Below are 12255 nucleotides of genomic sequence, written 5' to 3' on the forward strand. Positions count from 1 at the left end.
GGTCAGCCTCCCTGCACGGCGGTGAGGATCTCGATCCGGTCGCCCGCCGAGAGCTGCGTGAGCGGCCACGAACCACGCGGCACCACGGTCTCGTTGAGCGCGGCGGCGACGCCCGAGGAGGACCGGCTGAGGGTGGCCACCACCTCGGCGAGGGTGGTCGCGGCGGGCACCTGGCGGGGCTCGCCGTTGACGGTGAGGGGGATGTCGCTCATGCGGGGACCTTCGTCGTGGAGCCGGTGGGGGCGAAGCGGGTGGGGGAGAACGGCGCGGCGAGGTCCGGCGTCGTGCCGGTGGCCAGGTAGCCGGCGACCAGGTCGGCGGTCACCGGGGTGAGCAGCACGCCGTTGCGGTAGTGGCCGGTGGCGGCGACCAGGCCGGGCAGGGCGGTCGGCCCGAGCAGCGGCGCGTTGTCCGGCGAGCCCGGGCGCAGCCCGGCGGCGGTCTCCACCAGCGGCAGTTCGGTGATGCCGGGGACCAGCTCGTGGGCGTCGCGCAGCAGCTCGTACACGCCGCCGGCGGTGACGGTGGTGTCGTACCCCTGCTCCTCGGTGGTCGCGCCGATCACCAGCTCGCCGTTCTCGCGGGGCACCAGGTAGAGGTGCTGGCCGCGGACCACCGCGCGGACGTTGCGGGACAGGAAGGGCCGGTACGCGGGCGGGACGTGCAGCCGCAGGATCTGGCCCTTGACCGGGCGGATGGCCGGCAGCACTCCCTCGGGCAGCCCGGGCAGCAGGTGGCTCTGCGGCCCGGCGGCCAGCACGACCTGATCGGCGGTCACGGTCCCGCCGGTGGCGAGCCGGGCGCCGGTGGCGCGGCCGCCGTCGACCACCAGAGCGGTGGCCTCGGCGCGGTGCAGCCGGACGCCGGCCCGCTCGCAGGCGAGGACGAGGGCCTTGGCGAGCCGTCGGCCGTCGACCTGGTGGTCGCCGGTGACGTGCAGGCCGCCGCGGACGCCCGGGGCGAGCATCGGTTCGAGCCTGCGGGCCTCGCGGCCGGTGAGCCACCGCGAGTCCAGGCCGAGCCGCTGGTGGAAGGCGTGCAGCTCGCGGAGCTCCTCGCGGTCGTCCGAGTCGAGGGCGATGGCGATCGTGCCGCACTGGCGGTAGCCGGTGTCCTGGCCGCCGCTGGCCTCGGTGAGTTCGGCGGCGAAGGCCGCGTACCGCTCGTTGGAGGCCATGCCGAGGCGCAGCAGCGGCTCCTCGCCGTACTGGAGTTCGGTGACGGGTGCGAGCATGCCGGCCGCGACCTGGGCGGCGCCGCCGCCGGGCCGGGGGTCCGCCACCACGATGTCCTTCAGCCCGTGCTGGGCGGCGCGCCAGGCGACGGCGAGGCCGATGATGCCCCCGCCGATCACCAGCACGCCGGCGTGGGCGTCCGGTGCCGAGCGTGTCAAAGTCGCTGCTCTCCCTTCGCCGGTATGACCCGGATCAGGTTCGGACGGTCGCAGGCCGTGTCAGCCCGCCTCTCAGCCCGGTCCGCCGGGCTCCCGTGATGGTGCCCCCACCTTAACGCCGGGGGTCGGCGCCGCCGAAGGCGTGTACGAGGGGTGGGACGGCGCCCGGCGCCCCCGGCGGGCGCCAGTACAGTGACGGCGTGGCAGAGCTGAGCGGGACGGATCAGGTGGTCGTGGTCGGGGCCGGGCTGGCCGGGGCGCAGTGCGCCTCGGGGCTGCGGCGGGGCGGCTGGCCGGGGCGCATTGTGCTGGTGGGCGACGAGCCGCACGCGCCGTACGACCGGCCGCCGCTCTCCAAGGAGGTGCTGCTCGGCAAGGCCGACGCCACCACCCTGGACATCGACTTCCCGCACCTGGGCATCGAGCTGCTCACCGGCCGCCGCGCCACCGGCCTCACCCCCGGCGTGCTGCACACCGACGGCGGCGACCTGCCGTACGGCGCCCTGGTGATCGCCACCGGAGCCGTCCCGCGCGTCCTGCCCGGCGCCGAGCGCGCGCACCTGCTGCACACCCTGGACGACGCCCTGGCCCTGCGCGCCCTGCTCCGCCCGGGCCTGCGCCTGGTGCTGGTCGGCGCGGGCTGGATCGGCGCCGAGGTGGCCACCGCCGCCCGCGCGGCCGGCTGCGAGGTGACCGTGGTCGAGGCGGGCCCGGCGCCCGTCCCCGGCGCGCTGCCCACCGAGGTCGGCCGGGCGATGGCCGCCTGGTACGCCGAGGCCGGGGTCGAGTTGCGCTGCGGCGCCGCCGTCGAGGCCGTCGAGCCCGGCGCGGTGCTGCTGGCGGACGGCTCGCACCTGCCGGCGGACGAGGTGGTGGTCGGCATCGGCGCCCGCCCGGCGACCGACTGGCTGGCCGGCTCCGGCGTCGGGCTGGACGCGGCCGGCGCCGTCCTGGTGGACGAGGGGCTGCGCACCGGCCTGCCCGGCGTCTACGCGGCCGGCGACTGCGCGAGCTACCCCTCCGCCCGGACGGGCGCCCGGCTGACCGTCCAGCACTGGGACCACGCGCTGCAGTCCGGCGAGGCGGCGGCCGCCGCCGTCCTCGGCGCGGACGTGCCGTACGACCCGGTGCCGTACTTCTGGTCGGAGCAGTTCGGCCGGATGGTGCAGTACGCCGGGCGCCACGGCGACGGCGACGAGCTGCTCTGGCGGGGATCGCCGGCGGACGCCTCCTGGGCGGTGCTCTGGCTGCGCGGCGGTGTGCTGCGCGCCCTGCTCGCCGTCGACCGCCCGCGCGACCTCACCCAGGGCCGCCGGCTGGTCGAGCGCGGCGCGGTGCTGGATCCGGCCCGGGCGGCGGACCCGTCGGTGCCCCTGAAGTCGGCCGTCGCGGGCTGACGGACCGTCCCTTTGGTGCGCGGCGGGCCGCAGAGGTGGCAGTCTGGTGGCGTGAGTGAGATCGAAAGCAAGATTGAAGCCCTGGTCACCGAGTGGATGTACCTGCCCGACATCTCGGAGCAGTGGGGGGTCCGGGTCACCGAGGTGCGTGACCTGGTCAAGAACGGTGGCCTGATCGCCGTCCGGCGCGGCCCGAACAGGTCGCTCCAGGTCCCGGCCGCGTTCATCGACGGTCAGGGGCTGGTCAAGCACCTGTCCGGCACCCTGACCGTGCTGCGCGACTGCGGGTACAACGATGAAGAGATCCTGGAGTGGCTCTTCACCGAGGACCCGTCGCTGCCGGGCAGCCCGATCCAGGCGCTCCAGGAGAACCGCGGCACCGAGGTCAAGCGCCGCGCCCAGGCGATGCTGATCTGATGGCCGCGGACACGCTGCGCCGGCGCCTCGCCGACGCCCGGCTCTACCTGTGCACCGACGCCCGGCGGGAGCAGGGCGACCTCGCCGAGTTCCTGGACGCCGCGCTGTCGGGCGGGGTGGACATCGTCCAGCTCCGTGACAAGGGGCTGGAGGCCAGGCAGGAGCTGGAGGCACTGGAGGTCTTCGCCGACGCCTGCCGCCGGCACGGGAAGCTGCTCTCGGTCAACGACCGCGCCGACGTCGCGCACGCCGCCCGCCCCGAGGTGCTCCACCTCGGCCAGGACGACCTGCCGGTGCCGGCGGCCCGGGCGATCCTGGGCGAGGACGTGCTGATCGGCCGTTCCTGCCACGCCGAGTCCGAGGTGGACGCGGCGGTCGCCGAGCCCGGCGTGGACTACTTCTGCACCGGGCCGGTCTGGCCCACCCCGACCAAGCCCGGCCGGCACGCGCCCGGCCTCGGCCTGGTCTCGTACGCGGCGAAGCAGGTCACCGACCGGCCGTGGTTCGCCATCGGCGGCATCGACCTGGGCAACCTGGACGAGGTGCTGGCGGCCGGGGCGAGCCGGGTCGTGGTGGTGCGCGCCATCACAGCCGCGGACGACCCGCAGGCCGCCGCCGCGGCGCTGTCCCGGCGGCTGCGCCAGGCCTGACGCCGCGCGGGGCCGCCGCCGTTCCCGGACTCGTCTCAGTACTTCCGGACGGTGGCGGCCTCGGCCAGCGCCAGCAGCACCTCGCGGGCCCGCGCGTCGGCCAGCGGCGCGGCCTCCAGCGCGGCCAGCGACTGCCGCATCAGCTCCTCGATGCGGAGCTCCACCAGCTCGGGCGCGCCGCTGCGCTCGACCAGCCCGCGCAGCCGGGCCACCTCCTCGGGCGCGAGGTCCGGCGCGCCGAGCCGCTCGTCCAGGTGGCGGGCGTCGGCGGCCGGCAGCCCGCGCATCGCATGCGCGACCAGCAGGGTCCGCTTGCCCTCGCGCAGGTCGTCCCCGGCGGGCTTGCCGGTGACCGCCGGGTCGCCGAAGACGCCGAGCAGGTCGTCCCGGAGCTGGAACGCCTCGCCCAGCGGCAGGCCGAACGCCCCGTACGCCTCGACCAGTTCCGGCCGCGCGCCCGCGAGCAGCGCGCCGATCTGGAGCGGCCGCTCGATCGTGTACTTGGCCGACTTGTAATGCAGCACCGTCTGCGCCCGGTCCAGTGCGCCCTCGTCGGTGGAGTCGCCGGCGACCGGCTCCAGCACGTCCAGGTACTGGCCGACCATGACCTCGGTGCGCATCAGGTCGAACACCGGCTTGGCGGCCAGCACCGCCGCCGGGTCCAGGCCCGAGCGCAGGAACAGCTCGTCGCACCAGATCAGCAGCAGGTCGCCGAGCAGCACCGCGGCCGAGGTGCCGTACTGCTCGCGGTCGCCGCGCCAGCCGCTGTCGCGGTGCAGGGCCTCGAAGCGGCGGTGCACCGAGGGCAGGCCGCGCCGGGTGTCGCTGCGGTCCATCAGGTCGTCGTGGACCAGCGCGCTCGCCTGGAGCAGCTCCAGGGCGGCCGCCGCGTTGGCGATGCCCTCGCCGGCCGCCGCGCCGCCGGCGCCGCGCCAGCCCCAGTAGCAGAACGCCGGGCGCAGCCGCTTGCCGCCGTCCAGCAGGAAGTCGCGCAGCGCCTCGGCCGCGGGCGCCAGCTGCGGGGAGATCTTCCCGAGCAGGGCCGCCTGGCCGTCCATGAAGCCGGCGAGGGCCGCGTTGACGCGCCCGCGCACGTCCTCCACGTCAATGGGGTTGGCCGGCCGGTTGCTGGACGAGGTCACGATGAGGCTCCGGAGGTTTGGCTGGGGGTGGGGCAAGCGTAGCCGGGCGGCCGGGAACGGCTGTACGGGCGAGGCTGCGGGCCCTCCCGGGAGCGGTCGCGGACGGAAGCGGAATCCCGTCCACCATTTGTCTCAATAAATGGGACCGAGTTGTCCGTGCCCTTCGGCCGACGGTTAACCTGCCAGCATGGCACTCGGAATCGCTTCCACCAGAACTGACCGCGCGCTGACGGTCCGCGAGCTTCTGGCGGCCGGCAAGCGATCCTTCTCCTTCGAGTTCATGCCCCCGCGCACCGAGGTCGGCGAGCAGCGTCTCTGGGACGCCATCCGCCGGCTCGAACCGCTCGACCCCAACTTCGTCTGCATGACGTACGGGGCCGGCGGCTCCTCGCGCGAGCGCACCGTCAACATGGTCGGCCGGATCGCCACCGAGACCACCCTGACGCCGGTCGCCCACCTGACCGCCGTCGACCACTCGGTCGCCGAGCTGCGCAACATCATCGGCCAGTACGCCGACCAGGGCGTGCGCAACGTCCTCGCGGTGCGCGGCGACCCGCCCGGCGACCCGATGGGCGAGTGGGTGAAGCACCCGCAGGGGGTCACCTACGCGTACGAGCTGGTCGAGCTGATCAAGGGCATCGGCGACTTCTGCGTGGGCGTGGCCGCCTCGCCGAACATGCACCCGCGCTCGACCGACTGGGACGAGGACATCCGGCACTTCGTGGCGAAGATCCGCTCCGGGGCCGACTACGCGATCACCCAGATGTTCTTCGAGGTCGACGACTACCTGCGGCTGCGCGACCGGGTCGCGGCGGCCGGCTGCGAGACGCCGATCATCCCGGAGATCATGCCGGTCACCAACGCCAAGCAGCTCGACCGCTTCCCGCAGCTGAGCGGTTCGGCCTTCCCGGCCGAGCTGGAGGCCCGGCTGCGCGCCGCCATCGACGACCCGGCGGCACTGCGCGAGGTCGGCATGGAGCACGCCACCGCGATGTCCGAGCGGCTGCTCGCCGAGGGTGCCCCCGGCCTGCACTTCATCACGCTCAACCACTCGACGGCGACCCTGGAGATCTACCAGAACCTCGGTCTGCACCAGCGCTGAGCTGCGCCGCCGGCCCGGCCGGGCCGGCGGCCGCAACGGCCCGGAAGTGGTCGCCCCGGGCGGGAACGCGATGCGGTACCCGGGCCGTTGAACCGGTACAGTCGCCGCACACGCGCGGCGCGCGCGGGCACGCGACTGGAGGTAGCGGGCGGATGGGCATCGGATACCTGCTGCTGTACGCCGCGTTGGCGGTGGTGGCGCTCTGGCTGGTGGCCGAGCTGCTGCTGCAGAACCGGGCCCCGGTGCACTGGCGCGCCCTCGCCCTGGCCGGCTTCCTCGGAGTGCCCGCCGGGATGGCGGCCGGCTCCGTCGTGGTGATCGGTGCGGGCGCGGCCCTGTTCGCGGTCGGCCAGACCCTCGTCACCCTCTCCGTGAAGCGCGGCTACGCGGCCGGCTGGTCGCTGCGCACCGCCGACGGCGGCCTGCCCGGCCCGCTCGCCAAGGTGCCGCTGCTCGGCGCGCTGACCGGCGGCGCGGCGGTGGCCACCGCGGTGGCGGCCGACCGGATCGGCACGGTCAGCGCGGTCGAGGAGAGCCCCGAGCCGGGGCCCGCGGACGAGGACGTCCCGGCCGTCGAGCAGACCGCGGCCTTCGAGATGCAGGAGATCGCCGCGGACGACGGCGTCTACGCGCCCGCCTACTACGAGCAGCAGCAGCCCCAGCAGGTTCAGCAGGCCCAGCCGGACCCGTACGCCGAGGCCTACCAGGCCGGCTACGACCCCGCCCAGCAGCAGGCCGCCTGGGACCAGAACGCCCAGCAGCAACAGCAGCAGTGGCAGACCCAGCAGCAGCCGGCCTTCGCCTACGACCAGGGCTACGGCGGCTACCAGCAGCAGGCCGTCCAGCCGGACCAGTACGCGGCCTACCAGCAGCAGCCCGACGCCTACGGCACCTACCAGCAGCAGTCCGGCCAGCAGCAGTACGGCTACGACCAGCAGGCCCAGCAGCAACAGCAGCAGTGGCAGCCGCAGCAGGACCAGCAGCAGGGCATCCCGCAGCAGCCGCAGTACGACCAGTACGGCTACCAGCAGCAGAACACCTGGCAGCAGCAGGGCTGAGCCCCCGCGGCCCGGTCGGCCCCCGTGCGGCCGGTCGCCCCGGTCAGGCCGGGCCGATGAGGTTGGCCGCGATGCAGGCCGACATGCCGACCCGGGCCAGCCCGCCACCGGGGTGGGCGGCGCCGCCGACCAGGTAGAGGCCCGGGACGGGGGACTCGTTGGCGTACTGCAGCCAGCGCCCGTCGCCGCCGGCCAGGGCGGGGAGGGTGACGGCACCCATGAACGCACCGGTCTCCCGGCGGGTGTCCTCGGGAGTGCGGACCACCCGCCACAGGACGCGCTCGCGCAGGCCGAGGCCGGCCGCGTCGACGTGGTCCAGCAAGCGGTCCGCGTAGCGCTCGGCCAGGCCGGGCTCCGTCCAGTCGACGTCGCCCTGGGCCGGCACCGTCACGGTCAGCACCACGCTCTCGTGCCCGTCGTCCGGTCGCAGCGACGGATCGTCGGGGCGCAGGACCTCGACCGTCGGGCGCTCGCAGAGGCCGGCGCTGAGCGTCAGGGCGTTCCACTCGGCCGCCGGGTCGGCGGCGTGCACCACGGTGCGGTGCACGGTGCCCTCCGGCCGGGCCCCGCGCAGTGCCAGCAGCACGCGGAACCGCCCCTTGGGCTCCTCGTTCTGCCGCGCCCACTCGTTCGGGTCGCCGTCGCCCGGCCACTCGGCGACGCGCCGGCGGAACAGCTCCCAGGCGTCCATCGAGGAGACCACCAGGTCGGCGTCGATCCGGCCGTCGGCGGTGTCGACGCCCACGGCGCGGCCGTCCTCGACCGCCACGGCGGTGACCTCGGTACCGAAGCGGAAGTCCACCTTGCGCTGCTCGCAGCGCCGGTACACCGCGTCGGCCAGCGCGCGGACGCCGCCCTTGACGTACCAGACGCCGAAGGACTGCTCCATGTACGGCAGCACGGTGGCGCTCGCCGGGGCGGTGTCCGGGTGGAGGCCGTAGCGCAGCGCGTACTCGTTCAGCAGCGCGGTCAGGCCAGGGTGGCCGTCGAGACCGTGGGCGGCCACGCCGGTGAGCGTCCAGGGCGCGGGCCGGAACAGCCGGGACAGCAGGCCCTTGCGGGGCGGCGCCGGGTACGGGTCGGTGTGCAGCGGCGTCGGGTCGGCCGGGAGCGGCTCCTCCAGCAGCGGGCGGCGGGTGGCCTCCCAGACCGTGCGGCCGTGGTTCATCACCTCGGCCCAGCGCGCGCCCGAGCCCGCGCCGAAGGCGGCGTCCAGCGCCTGGACCACGCCGCCGCGGGAGGCGTTGGGCAGCACCAGGTCGGTGCCGTCGGCGAACAGGTGCCGGCTCTCCGGCTCGACCGGGGCCAGCTTGACCAGCTGCTCCAGCGGCTCCTTGCCGGTCTTCAGCGCGAGGTCGCGGTAGACGGCCGGGAGGGTGAGCAGCCCGGGGCCGGTGTCGAAGGCGAAACCGTCGCGTTCGTACCGGCCGACCATGCCCCCGTACGTCGCGCCCGCCTCGCAGACCGTCACCCGGTGTCCGAGGGTCGCGAGCCGGGAGGCTGCCGCGAGCCCGCTCATTCCTGCGCCGATGATGACGATCCGTGCCATGGCCCGATCCTATGGCTGCGCGGAGTACGCCCCCGCCGCCGGCTGTGCCCGGCCCGCCAGGCGGGCCGCCCTGCGCTCGCGGCGGCGGGCGCGGAAGCGGCGGATGCGGTTGACCGCGAACCGGACCAGCAGCAGGCCGGCGATCAGCAGCGCGGCGGCGATCGAGGCGGCCAGCCACGGGTGGAAGATCGCCAGGGTGACCAGGCCGGCCACCGAGAGGTCCTCGGCGAGGCTGACCGCGATGTTGCTGGCCGGCTCGGGCGAGGTGTTGACCGCCATCCGCAGCGAGGCCTTCACCAGATGGCTGACCAGCGCCGTGGTGCCGCCCACCGCGCCGGCGGCGACCTCGGGCAGCGAACCCGGCTCGGCGCTCGCGATCAGCGCGCCCACCGTGGCCCCGGCGATCGGGCGGATCACCGTGTGGACGGCGTCCCAGACGCTGTCCACGTACGGGATCTTGTCGGCCACCGCCTCCAGCAGGAAGAGCACGGCCGCCGCGACCAGTACGTCGGTGCGCTCCAGCGCGGGCGGCACCGAGCCGGCCCCGGCGAACCGGCCCAGCAGGCCGAGCAGCAGCACCACCGCGTACGCGTTGATCCCGCTCGCCAGTCCGCTGGTGAAGATCAGCGGAAGGATGGTCATCCGTTCCTCCTCGGAGTGCCCGCCGGGACCGCCCGGCTCGCCGTACCGTACCGGGACGCCCGCGGACCGCCCTCCGGTTCCCGGCCCGGGCGGACTGAGTACGGATACTCAGAAACACGGTTGAGTACCTGAGCGGATGGCCTCCGACCTGCGCAGACGGGAGAGTGGTGGCACCGGGACGGCGGCGCGTCGGGCGCTGCCGGACCGGTACGGCGGACAGGTGGGGTCCGCGCCGGTCACGGGGGGCCGGCGGACGCCACCGGCGGGTCCGCACCGGAGCCGGTCGTAGGCCGCGCACCGCCGACACGGGGCGGCGGAGCGGGGCCAGGGGGGACCGGCCACCGGGGACTGCGGGGCGCCGCCTACGGGGGGACGGCGCTCCGGCGGGTGCGGGGCGGTGAGCGCGGGCCGGCGGGGGAGCGGCCGGTGAGCACCGCCCGCACGCATGCCCGACGCCCGGACGGACGGGCGACGCCTCCGGGCCGCATTGTCAGTGGCTCCGTTCACGATGGAGACGCACGGACCGTCCGGCCCGTGCACTGCCTCGGAACGGGGGAGACCATGACCGTCAGCCGTCCTGAGCCCGTCACCGCCCGCCTCCACTCCGCCGCCCACCGGCCGACGCCACACCGGTCGGAGGGGCACCAGCCCGGTACCCACGCGCCCGCCGCCGGGGACGTCCACCCGGTGCTGCGCCGGGTCGCCGCCCCGCCCGCCGCGCTCGACCTGCTCGCCGACGCACACCGCACGCTCACCCGGTCCCGCTCCCTGGAGGACCCGCTGGAGCGCTACGCCGCCGCCCACCTCGCCGCGCTGCGCACCGTGGCGGCGGTGCTCGCCGTCCGGGGCCGGCCGGAGAAGAGCCCCCGGCGGCGCCGGGCGATCCGCAGTGCCTGGGAGGTGCTTCCAGAGATGGCGCCCGAGCTCGCCGAGTGGGCGGTCTACTTCGCGGCCGGCGCCCGCCGCCGGGCCGCCGCCGAGGCCGGGATCAGGGGCGCCGCCTCGGCCCGCGACGCCGACGACCTGATCCGCAACTCCGCGCTCTTCCTCCGCCTGGTCGAGCGGCTGCTCGGCCTGCACCCGGTGCGGCCCGCGCCGCGGCTCCCGCCGGACGACGGCGACGCCGGCCGCACCCCCGGTCCCGGGGGTGACCGGGGGCGGGCCTGAGGCTGGCCTGAGGCGGCCGGGCGGTGCGGCCCGGCCGCCCGCAGTGGCCCGTCCGCCGGCCCGGTCTAAGGTGGAGGCATCCTGATCGATCTGCACGTGCCGAGGAGTCCCGCCTTGTACCCGACGCGTCCCCGCAGCGCCCTGCGTACCGCCGTGGTCTGGGAGGTGGTGCGGGCCGCCCTGGAGAAGCGGGCGGCCGAGCTCGACCGGCCGGTGCTGGACGTGGTCGACACCGGCGGCGGCACCGGCAACTTCGCCGTGCCGGTGGCCCGGCTCGGCCACCGTGTCACCGTGGTCGACCCGAGCCCCGACGCGCTGTTCGCGCTGGAGCGCCGGGCCGCCGAGGCCGGTGTGACCGACCTGGTCCGCGCCGTCCAGGGCGACACCCAGACGCTGCCCGAGCTGGTCGCGCCCGGCACCGTCGACGCGGTGCTCTGCCACGGCGTGCTGGAGGTCGTGGACGACCCGGCCGAGGCGCTCGGCAGCCTGGCCGACACCCTGCGCCGCGGCGGTTTCGTCAGCCTGCTGGCCGCCAACCGCAACGGCGCCGTGCTGGCCCGCGCCCTCGGGGGGCACTTCAACGATGCCCGGACGGTACTGGAGGCCGCCGACGGCCGCTGGGGCGACACCGACCCGATGCCGCGCCGCTTCACCGGTGAGGAGCTCGACCGGCTTGCCGTCGACGCCGGGCTGCGGGTGGACTCGGTGCACGGCGTACGGGTCTTCGCCGACCTGGTGCCGGGCGTCCTGGTGGACGCCGAGCCGGGTGCGCTGGACGCGCTGCTCAAGCTGGAGGAGGCGGCCGCCGAGCAGCCCGCCTTCCACGCCGTCGCGACCCAGCTCCACCTGCTGGCCACCCTGGCCTGACCGGGCGGTCCGCCACCGTTCTCCGGCGGGCCTCCTCCCTCTCTCCTCCGAAGCTCCCCAGGTCCCGGCCGATTCCACCCGGTCGGGCACTTGTCCGGGCCCCACCGCGTTGAGCCCAGTGCGGCCGGGGATGGCCCGGAGTGGCCCGGCCCGTGCGTGGCCGACCACCCCGCAACGGGCCCGTGGACCGTATGATCTGGGTAAAGCCGGAAAGCATGACAGCCGGACGCTTGGGGCATATGGACGACACGGGCCCGGGCCCCCGCACAGGCGTCCGACCGCGTGTTCTCAAGGCTGATTGGACTTGCCTCCCCGACCGGGGCGGCGGACCGGTCGCACCCGCGACCGACGAGTAGGAGGACTCCGTGCCGCTCTCGGAGCACGAGCAGCGACTGCTCGACCAGATGGAGCGAGCGCTGTATGCCGAAGATCCCAAATTCGCGTCGGCGCTTGAGGGAACCGGGCTGCGCACCTACACCCGTCGCCGGGTCTATCTGGCCGTCGGCGGCTTCGTGGTGGGTATCGGCCTGTTGATGGGCGGCATGGTCGTCCCCGACCAGATCTGGGTCAGCGTCGTCGGCTTCCTGGTGATGCTGGGGTGCGCGGTCTTCGCCGTGACGGGCTGGCGCCGTGGTCCGGCCGGCCAGGCGTCCGGGCCCCGTCCGGCCGCCGCCCCGCACCGCAAGGCCGGGATGATGGACCGGGTCGAGCAGCGCTGGCAGCGCCGCCGGGACGAGCAGACCGGCGGGTTCTGAGCCTGCGGCACGAAGGCTCCGGGCAACACGCCTCCGGGCACGGGCCTGCGGATCCCACCGCACGAACGCCGAGAGGGCGGGCAGTCGATCCGACTGCCCGCCCTCGGCGTTTCCCA

Annotated in this window: 13 protein-coding genes and 1 riboswitch; of the genes, 8 read left to right on the forward strand and 5 right to left on the reverse strand. The window is 75.3% G+C overall.

Going from position 1 to position 12255, the window contains the following annotated elements; translation table 11 throughout:
• Positions 1 to 2: 2 nt before the first annotated feature.
• Together thiS and thiO are read right to left on the reverse strand one after the other, a co-directional pair.
• Positions 3 to 212 carry a sulfur carrier protein ThiS gene (thiS, locus tag C2142_RS27920; protein ID WP_174315756.1) on the reverse strand — a complete coding sequence of 70 codons (210 nt, stop codon included), beginning with the start codon at positions 210 to 212 and terminating at the stop codon, positions 3 to 5.
• Complete coding sequence (gene thiO / locus C2142_RS27925; RefSeq protein ID WP_241002817.1) at positions 209 to 1393, reverse strand: glycine oxidase ThiO; 1185 nt, start codon at positions 1391 to 1393, stop codon at positions 209 to 211. The genes thiS and thiO overlap by 4 nt, the downstream gene beginning before the upstream one ends.
• Positions 1388 to 1500: riboswitch (TPP riboswitch) on the reverse strand. It overlaps the preceding gene by 6 nt.
• 93 nt (positions 1501 to 1593) lie before the next feature.
• On the opposite strand from thiO, the gene C2142_RS27930 reads away from it, so the two are divergent.
• Genes C2142_RS27930 through thiE form a run of 3 tightly spaced genes read left to right on the forward strand, consistent with a single transcriptional unit; the run spans position 1594 to position 3857 of the window.
• Positions 1594 to 2790 carry an FAD-dependent oxidoreductase gene (locus C2142_RS27930; RefSeq protein WP_148645498.1) on the forward strand — a complete coding sequence of 399 codons (1197 nt, stop codon included), beginning with the start codon at positions 1594 to 1596 and terminating at the stop codon, positions 2788 to 2790.
• Positions 2791 to 2841: 51 nt separating this feature from the next.
• Entirely contained in the window at positions 2842 to 3207 is a 366-nt protein-coding gene (locus C2142_RS27935; protein ID WP_148645499.1) for an Rv2175c family DNA-binding protein, read from the forward strand.
• Complete coding sequence (gene thiE / locus C2142_RS27940; protein WP_148645500.1) at positions 3207 to 3857, forward strand: thiamine phosphate synthase; 651 nt, start codon at positions 3207 to 3209, stop codon at positions 3855 to 3857. Before C2142_RS27935 ends, thiE begins: the two co-directional genes overlap by 1 nt.
• Positions 3858 to 3892: 35 nt before the next feature.
• Here the strand turns inward: thiE and C2142_RS27945 are convergent, their stop codons facing one another.
• On the reverse strand, positions 3893 to 4999 hold the full coding sequence (locus C2142_RS27945) for a polyprenyl synthetase family protein (protein WP_241002818.1): 1107 nt from the start codon (positions 4997 to 4999) through the stop codon (positions 3893 to 3895).
• 187 nt (positions 5000 to 5186) lie between these two features.
• On the opposite strand from C2142_RS27945, the gene metF reads away from it, so the two are divergent.
• Positions 5187 to 6101 carry a methylenetetrahydrofolate reductase [NAD(P)H] gene (gene metF / locus C2142_RS27950; protein ID WP_148645501.1) on the forward strand — a complete coding sequence of 305 codons (915 nt, stop codon included), beginning with the start codon at positions 5187 to 5189 and terminating at the stop codon, positions 6099 to 6101.
• 152 nt (positions 6102 to 6253) lie between these two features.
• Positions 6254 to 7159 carry a hypothetical protein gene (locus C2142_RS27955; RefSeq protein WP_148645502.1) on the forward strand — a complete coding sequence of 302 codons (906 nt, stop codon included), beginning with the start codon at positions 6254 to 6256 and terminating at the stop codon, positions 7157 to 7159.
• Positions 7160 to 7202: 43 nt separating this feature from the next.
• On the opposite strand, the gene C2142_RS27960 is transcribed toward C2142_RS27955, so the two are convergent.
• Positions 7203 to 8708, reverse strand: a complete 1506-nt coding sequence (locus tag C2142_RS27960) for an NAD(P)/FAD-dependent oxidoreductase (protein WP_148645503.1) — start codon at positions 8706 to 8708, stop codon at positions 7203 to 7205.
• A 9-nt stretch (positions 8709 to 8717) separates the two neighbouring features.
• Positions 8718 to 9350 carry a DUF4126 domain-containing protein gene (locus tag C2142_RS27965; RefSeq protein ID WP_148645504.1) on the reverse strand — a complete coding sequence of 211 codons (633 nt, stop codon included), beginning with the start codon at positions 9348 to 9350 and terminating at the stop codon, positions 8718 to 8720.
• Positions 9351 to 9911: 561 nt separating this feature from the next.
• On the opposite strand from C2142_RS27965, the gene C2142_RS27970 reads away from it, so the two are divergent.
• The 3 genes from C2142_RS27970 to C2142_RS27980 all read left to right on the forward strand — a co-directional run bounded on the left by C2142_RS27970 (position 9912) and on the right by C2142_RS27980 (position 12139).
• On the forward strand, positions 9912 to 10517 hold the full coding sequence (locus C2142_RS27970; protein WP_162002557.1) for an SAV_6107 family HEPN domain-containing protein: 606 nt from the start codon (positions 9912 to 9914) through the stop codon (positions 10515 to 10517).
• A 114-nt stretch (positions 10518 to 10631) separates the two neighbouring features.
• The gene (locus C2142_RS27975; RefSeq protein WP_148645505.1) at positions 10632 to 11384 is read left to right on the forward strand and encodes a methyltransferase domain-containing protein; all 753 of its coding nucleotides are present in this window, start codon (positions 10632 to 10634) and stop codon (positions 11382 to 11384) included.
• Between the two features lie 365 nt (positions 11385 to 11749).
• Positions 11750 to 12139, forward strand: a complete 390-nt coding sequence (locus C2142_RS27980; RefSeq protein WP_148645506.1) for a DUF3040 domain-containing protein — start codon at positions 11750 to 11752, stop codon at positions 12137 to 12139.
• Positions 12140 to 12255 lie beyond the last annotated feature (116 nt).

It is taken from the genome of Streptomyces sp. CB01881, assembly GCF_002953255.1.
GTDB lineage: Bacteria > Actinomycetota > Actinomycetes > Streptomycetales > Streptomycetaceae > Kitasatospora.

Coding starts and splice junctions, on each gene's coding strand:
- thiS (WP_174315756.1), bottom strand. CDS start 212: ATGAGCGACATCCCCCTCACCGTCAACGGCGAGCCCCGCCAGGTGCCC.
- thiE (WP_148645500.1), top strand. CDS start 3,207: ATGGCCGCGGACACGCTGCGCCGGCGCCTCGCCGACGCCCGGCTCTAC.
- metF (WP_148645501.1), top strand. CDS start 5,187: ATGGCACTCGGAATCGCTTCCACCAGAACTGACCGCGCGCTGACGGTC.
- C2142_RS27955 (WP_148645502.1), top strand. CDS start 6,254: ATGGGCATCGGATACCTGCTGCTGTACGCCGCGTTGGCGGTGGTGGCG.
- C2142_RS27960 (WP_148645503.1), bottom strand. CDS start 8,708: ATGGCACGGATCGTCATCATCGGCGCAGGAATGAGCGGGCTCGCGGCA.
- C2142_RS27965 (WP_148645504.1), bottom strand. CDS start 9,350: ATGACCATCCTTCCGCTGATCTTCACCAGCGGACTGGCGAGCGGGATC.
- C2142_RS27970 (WP_162002557.1), top strand. CDS start 9,912: ATGACCGTCAGCCGTCCTGAGCCCGTCACCGCCCGCCTCCACTCCGCC.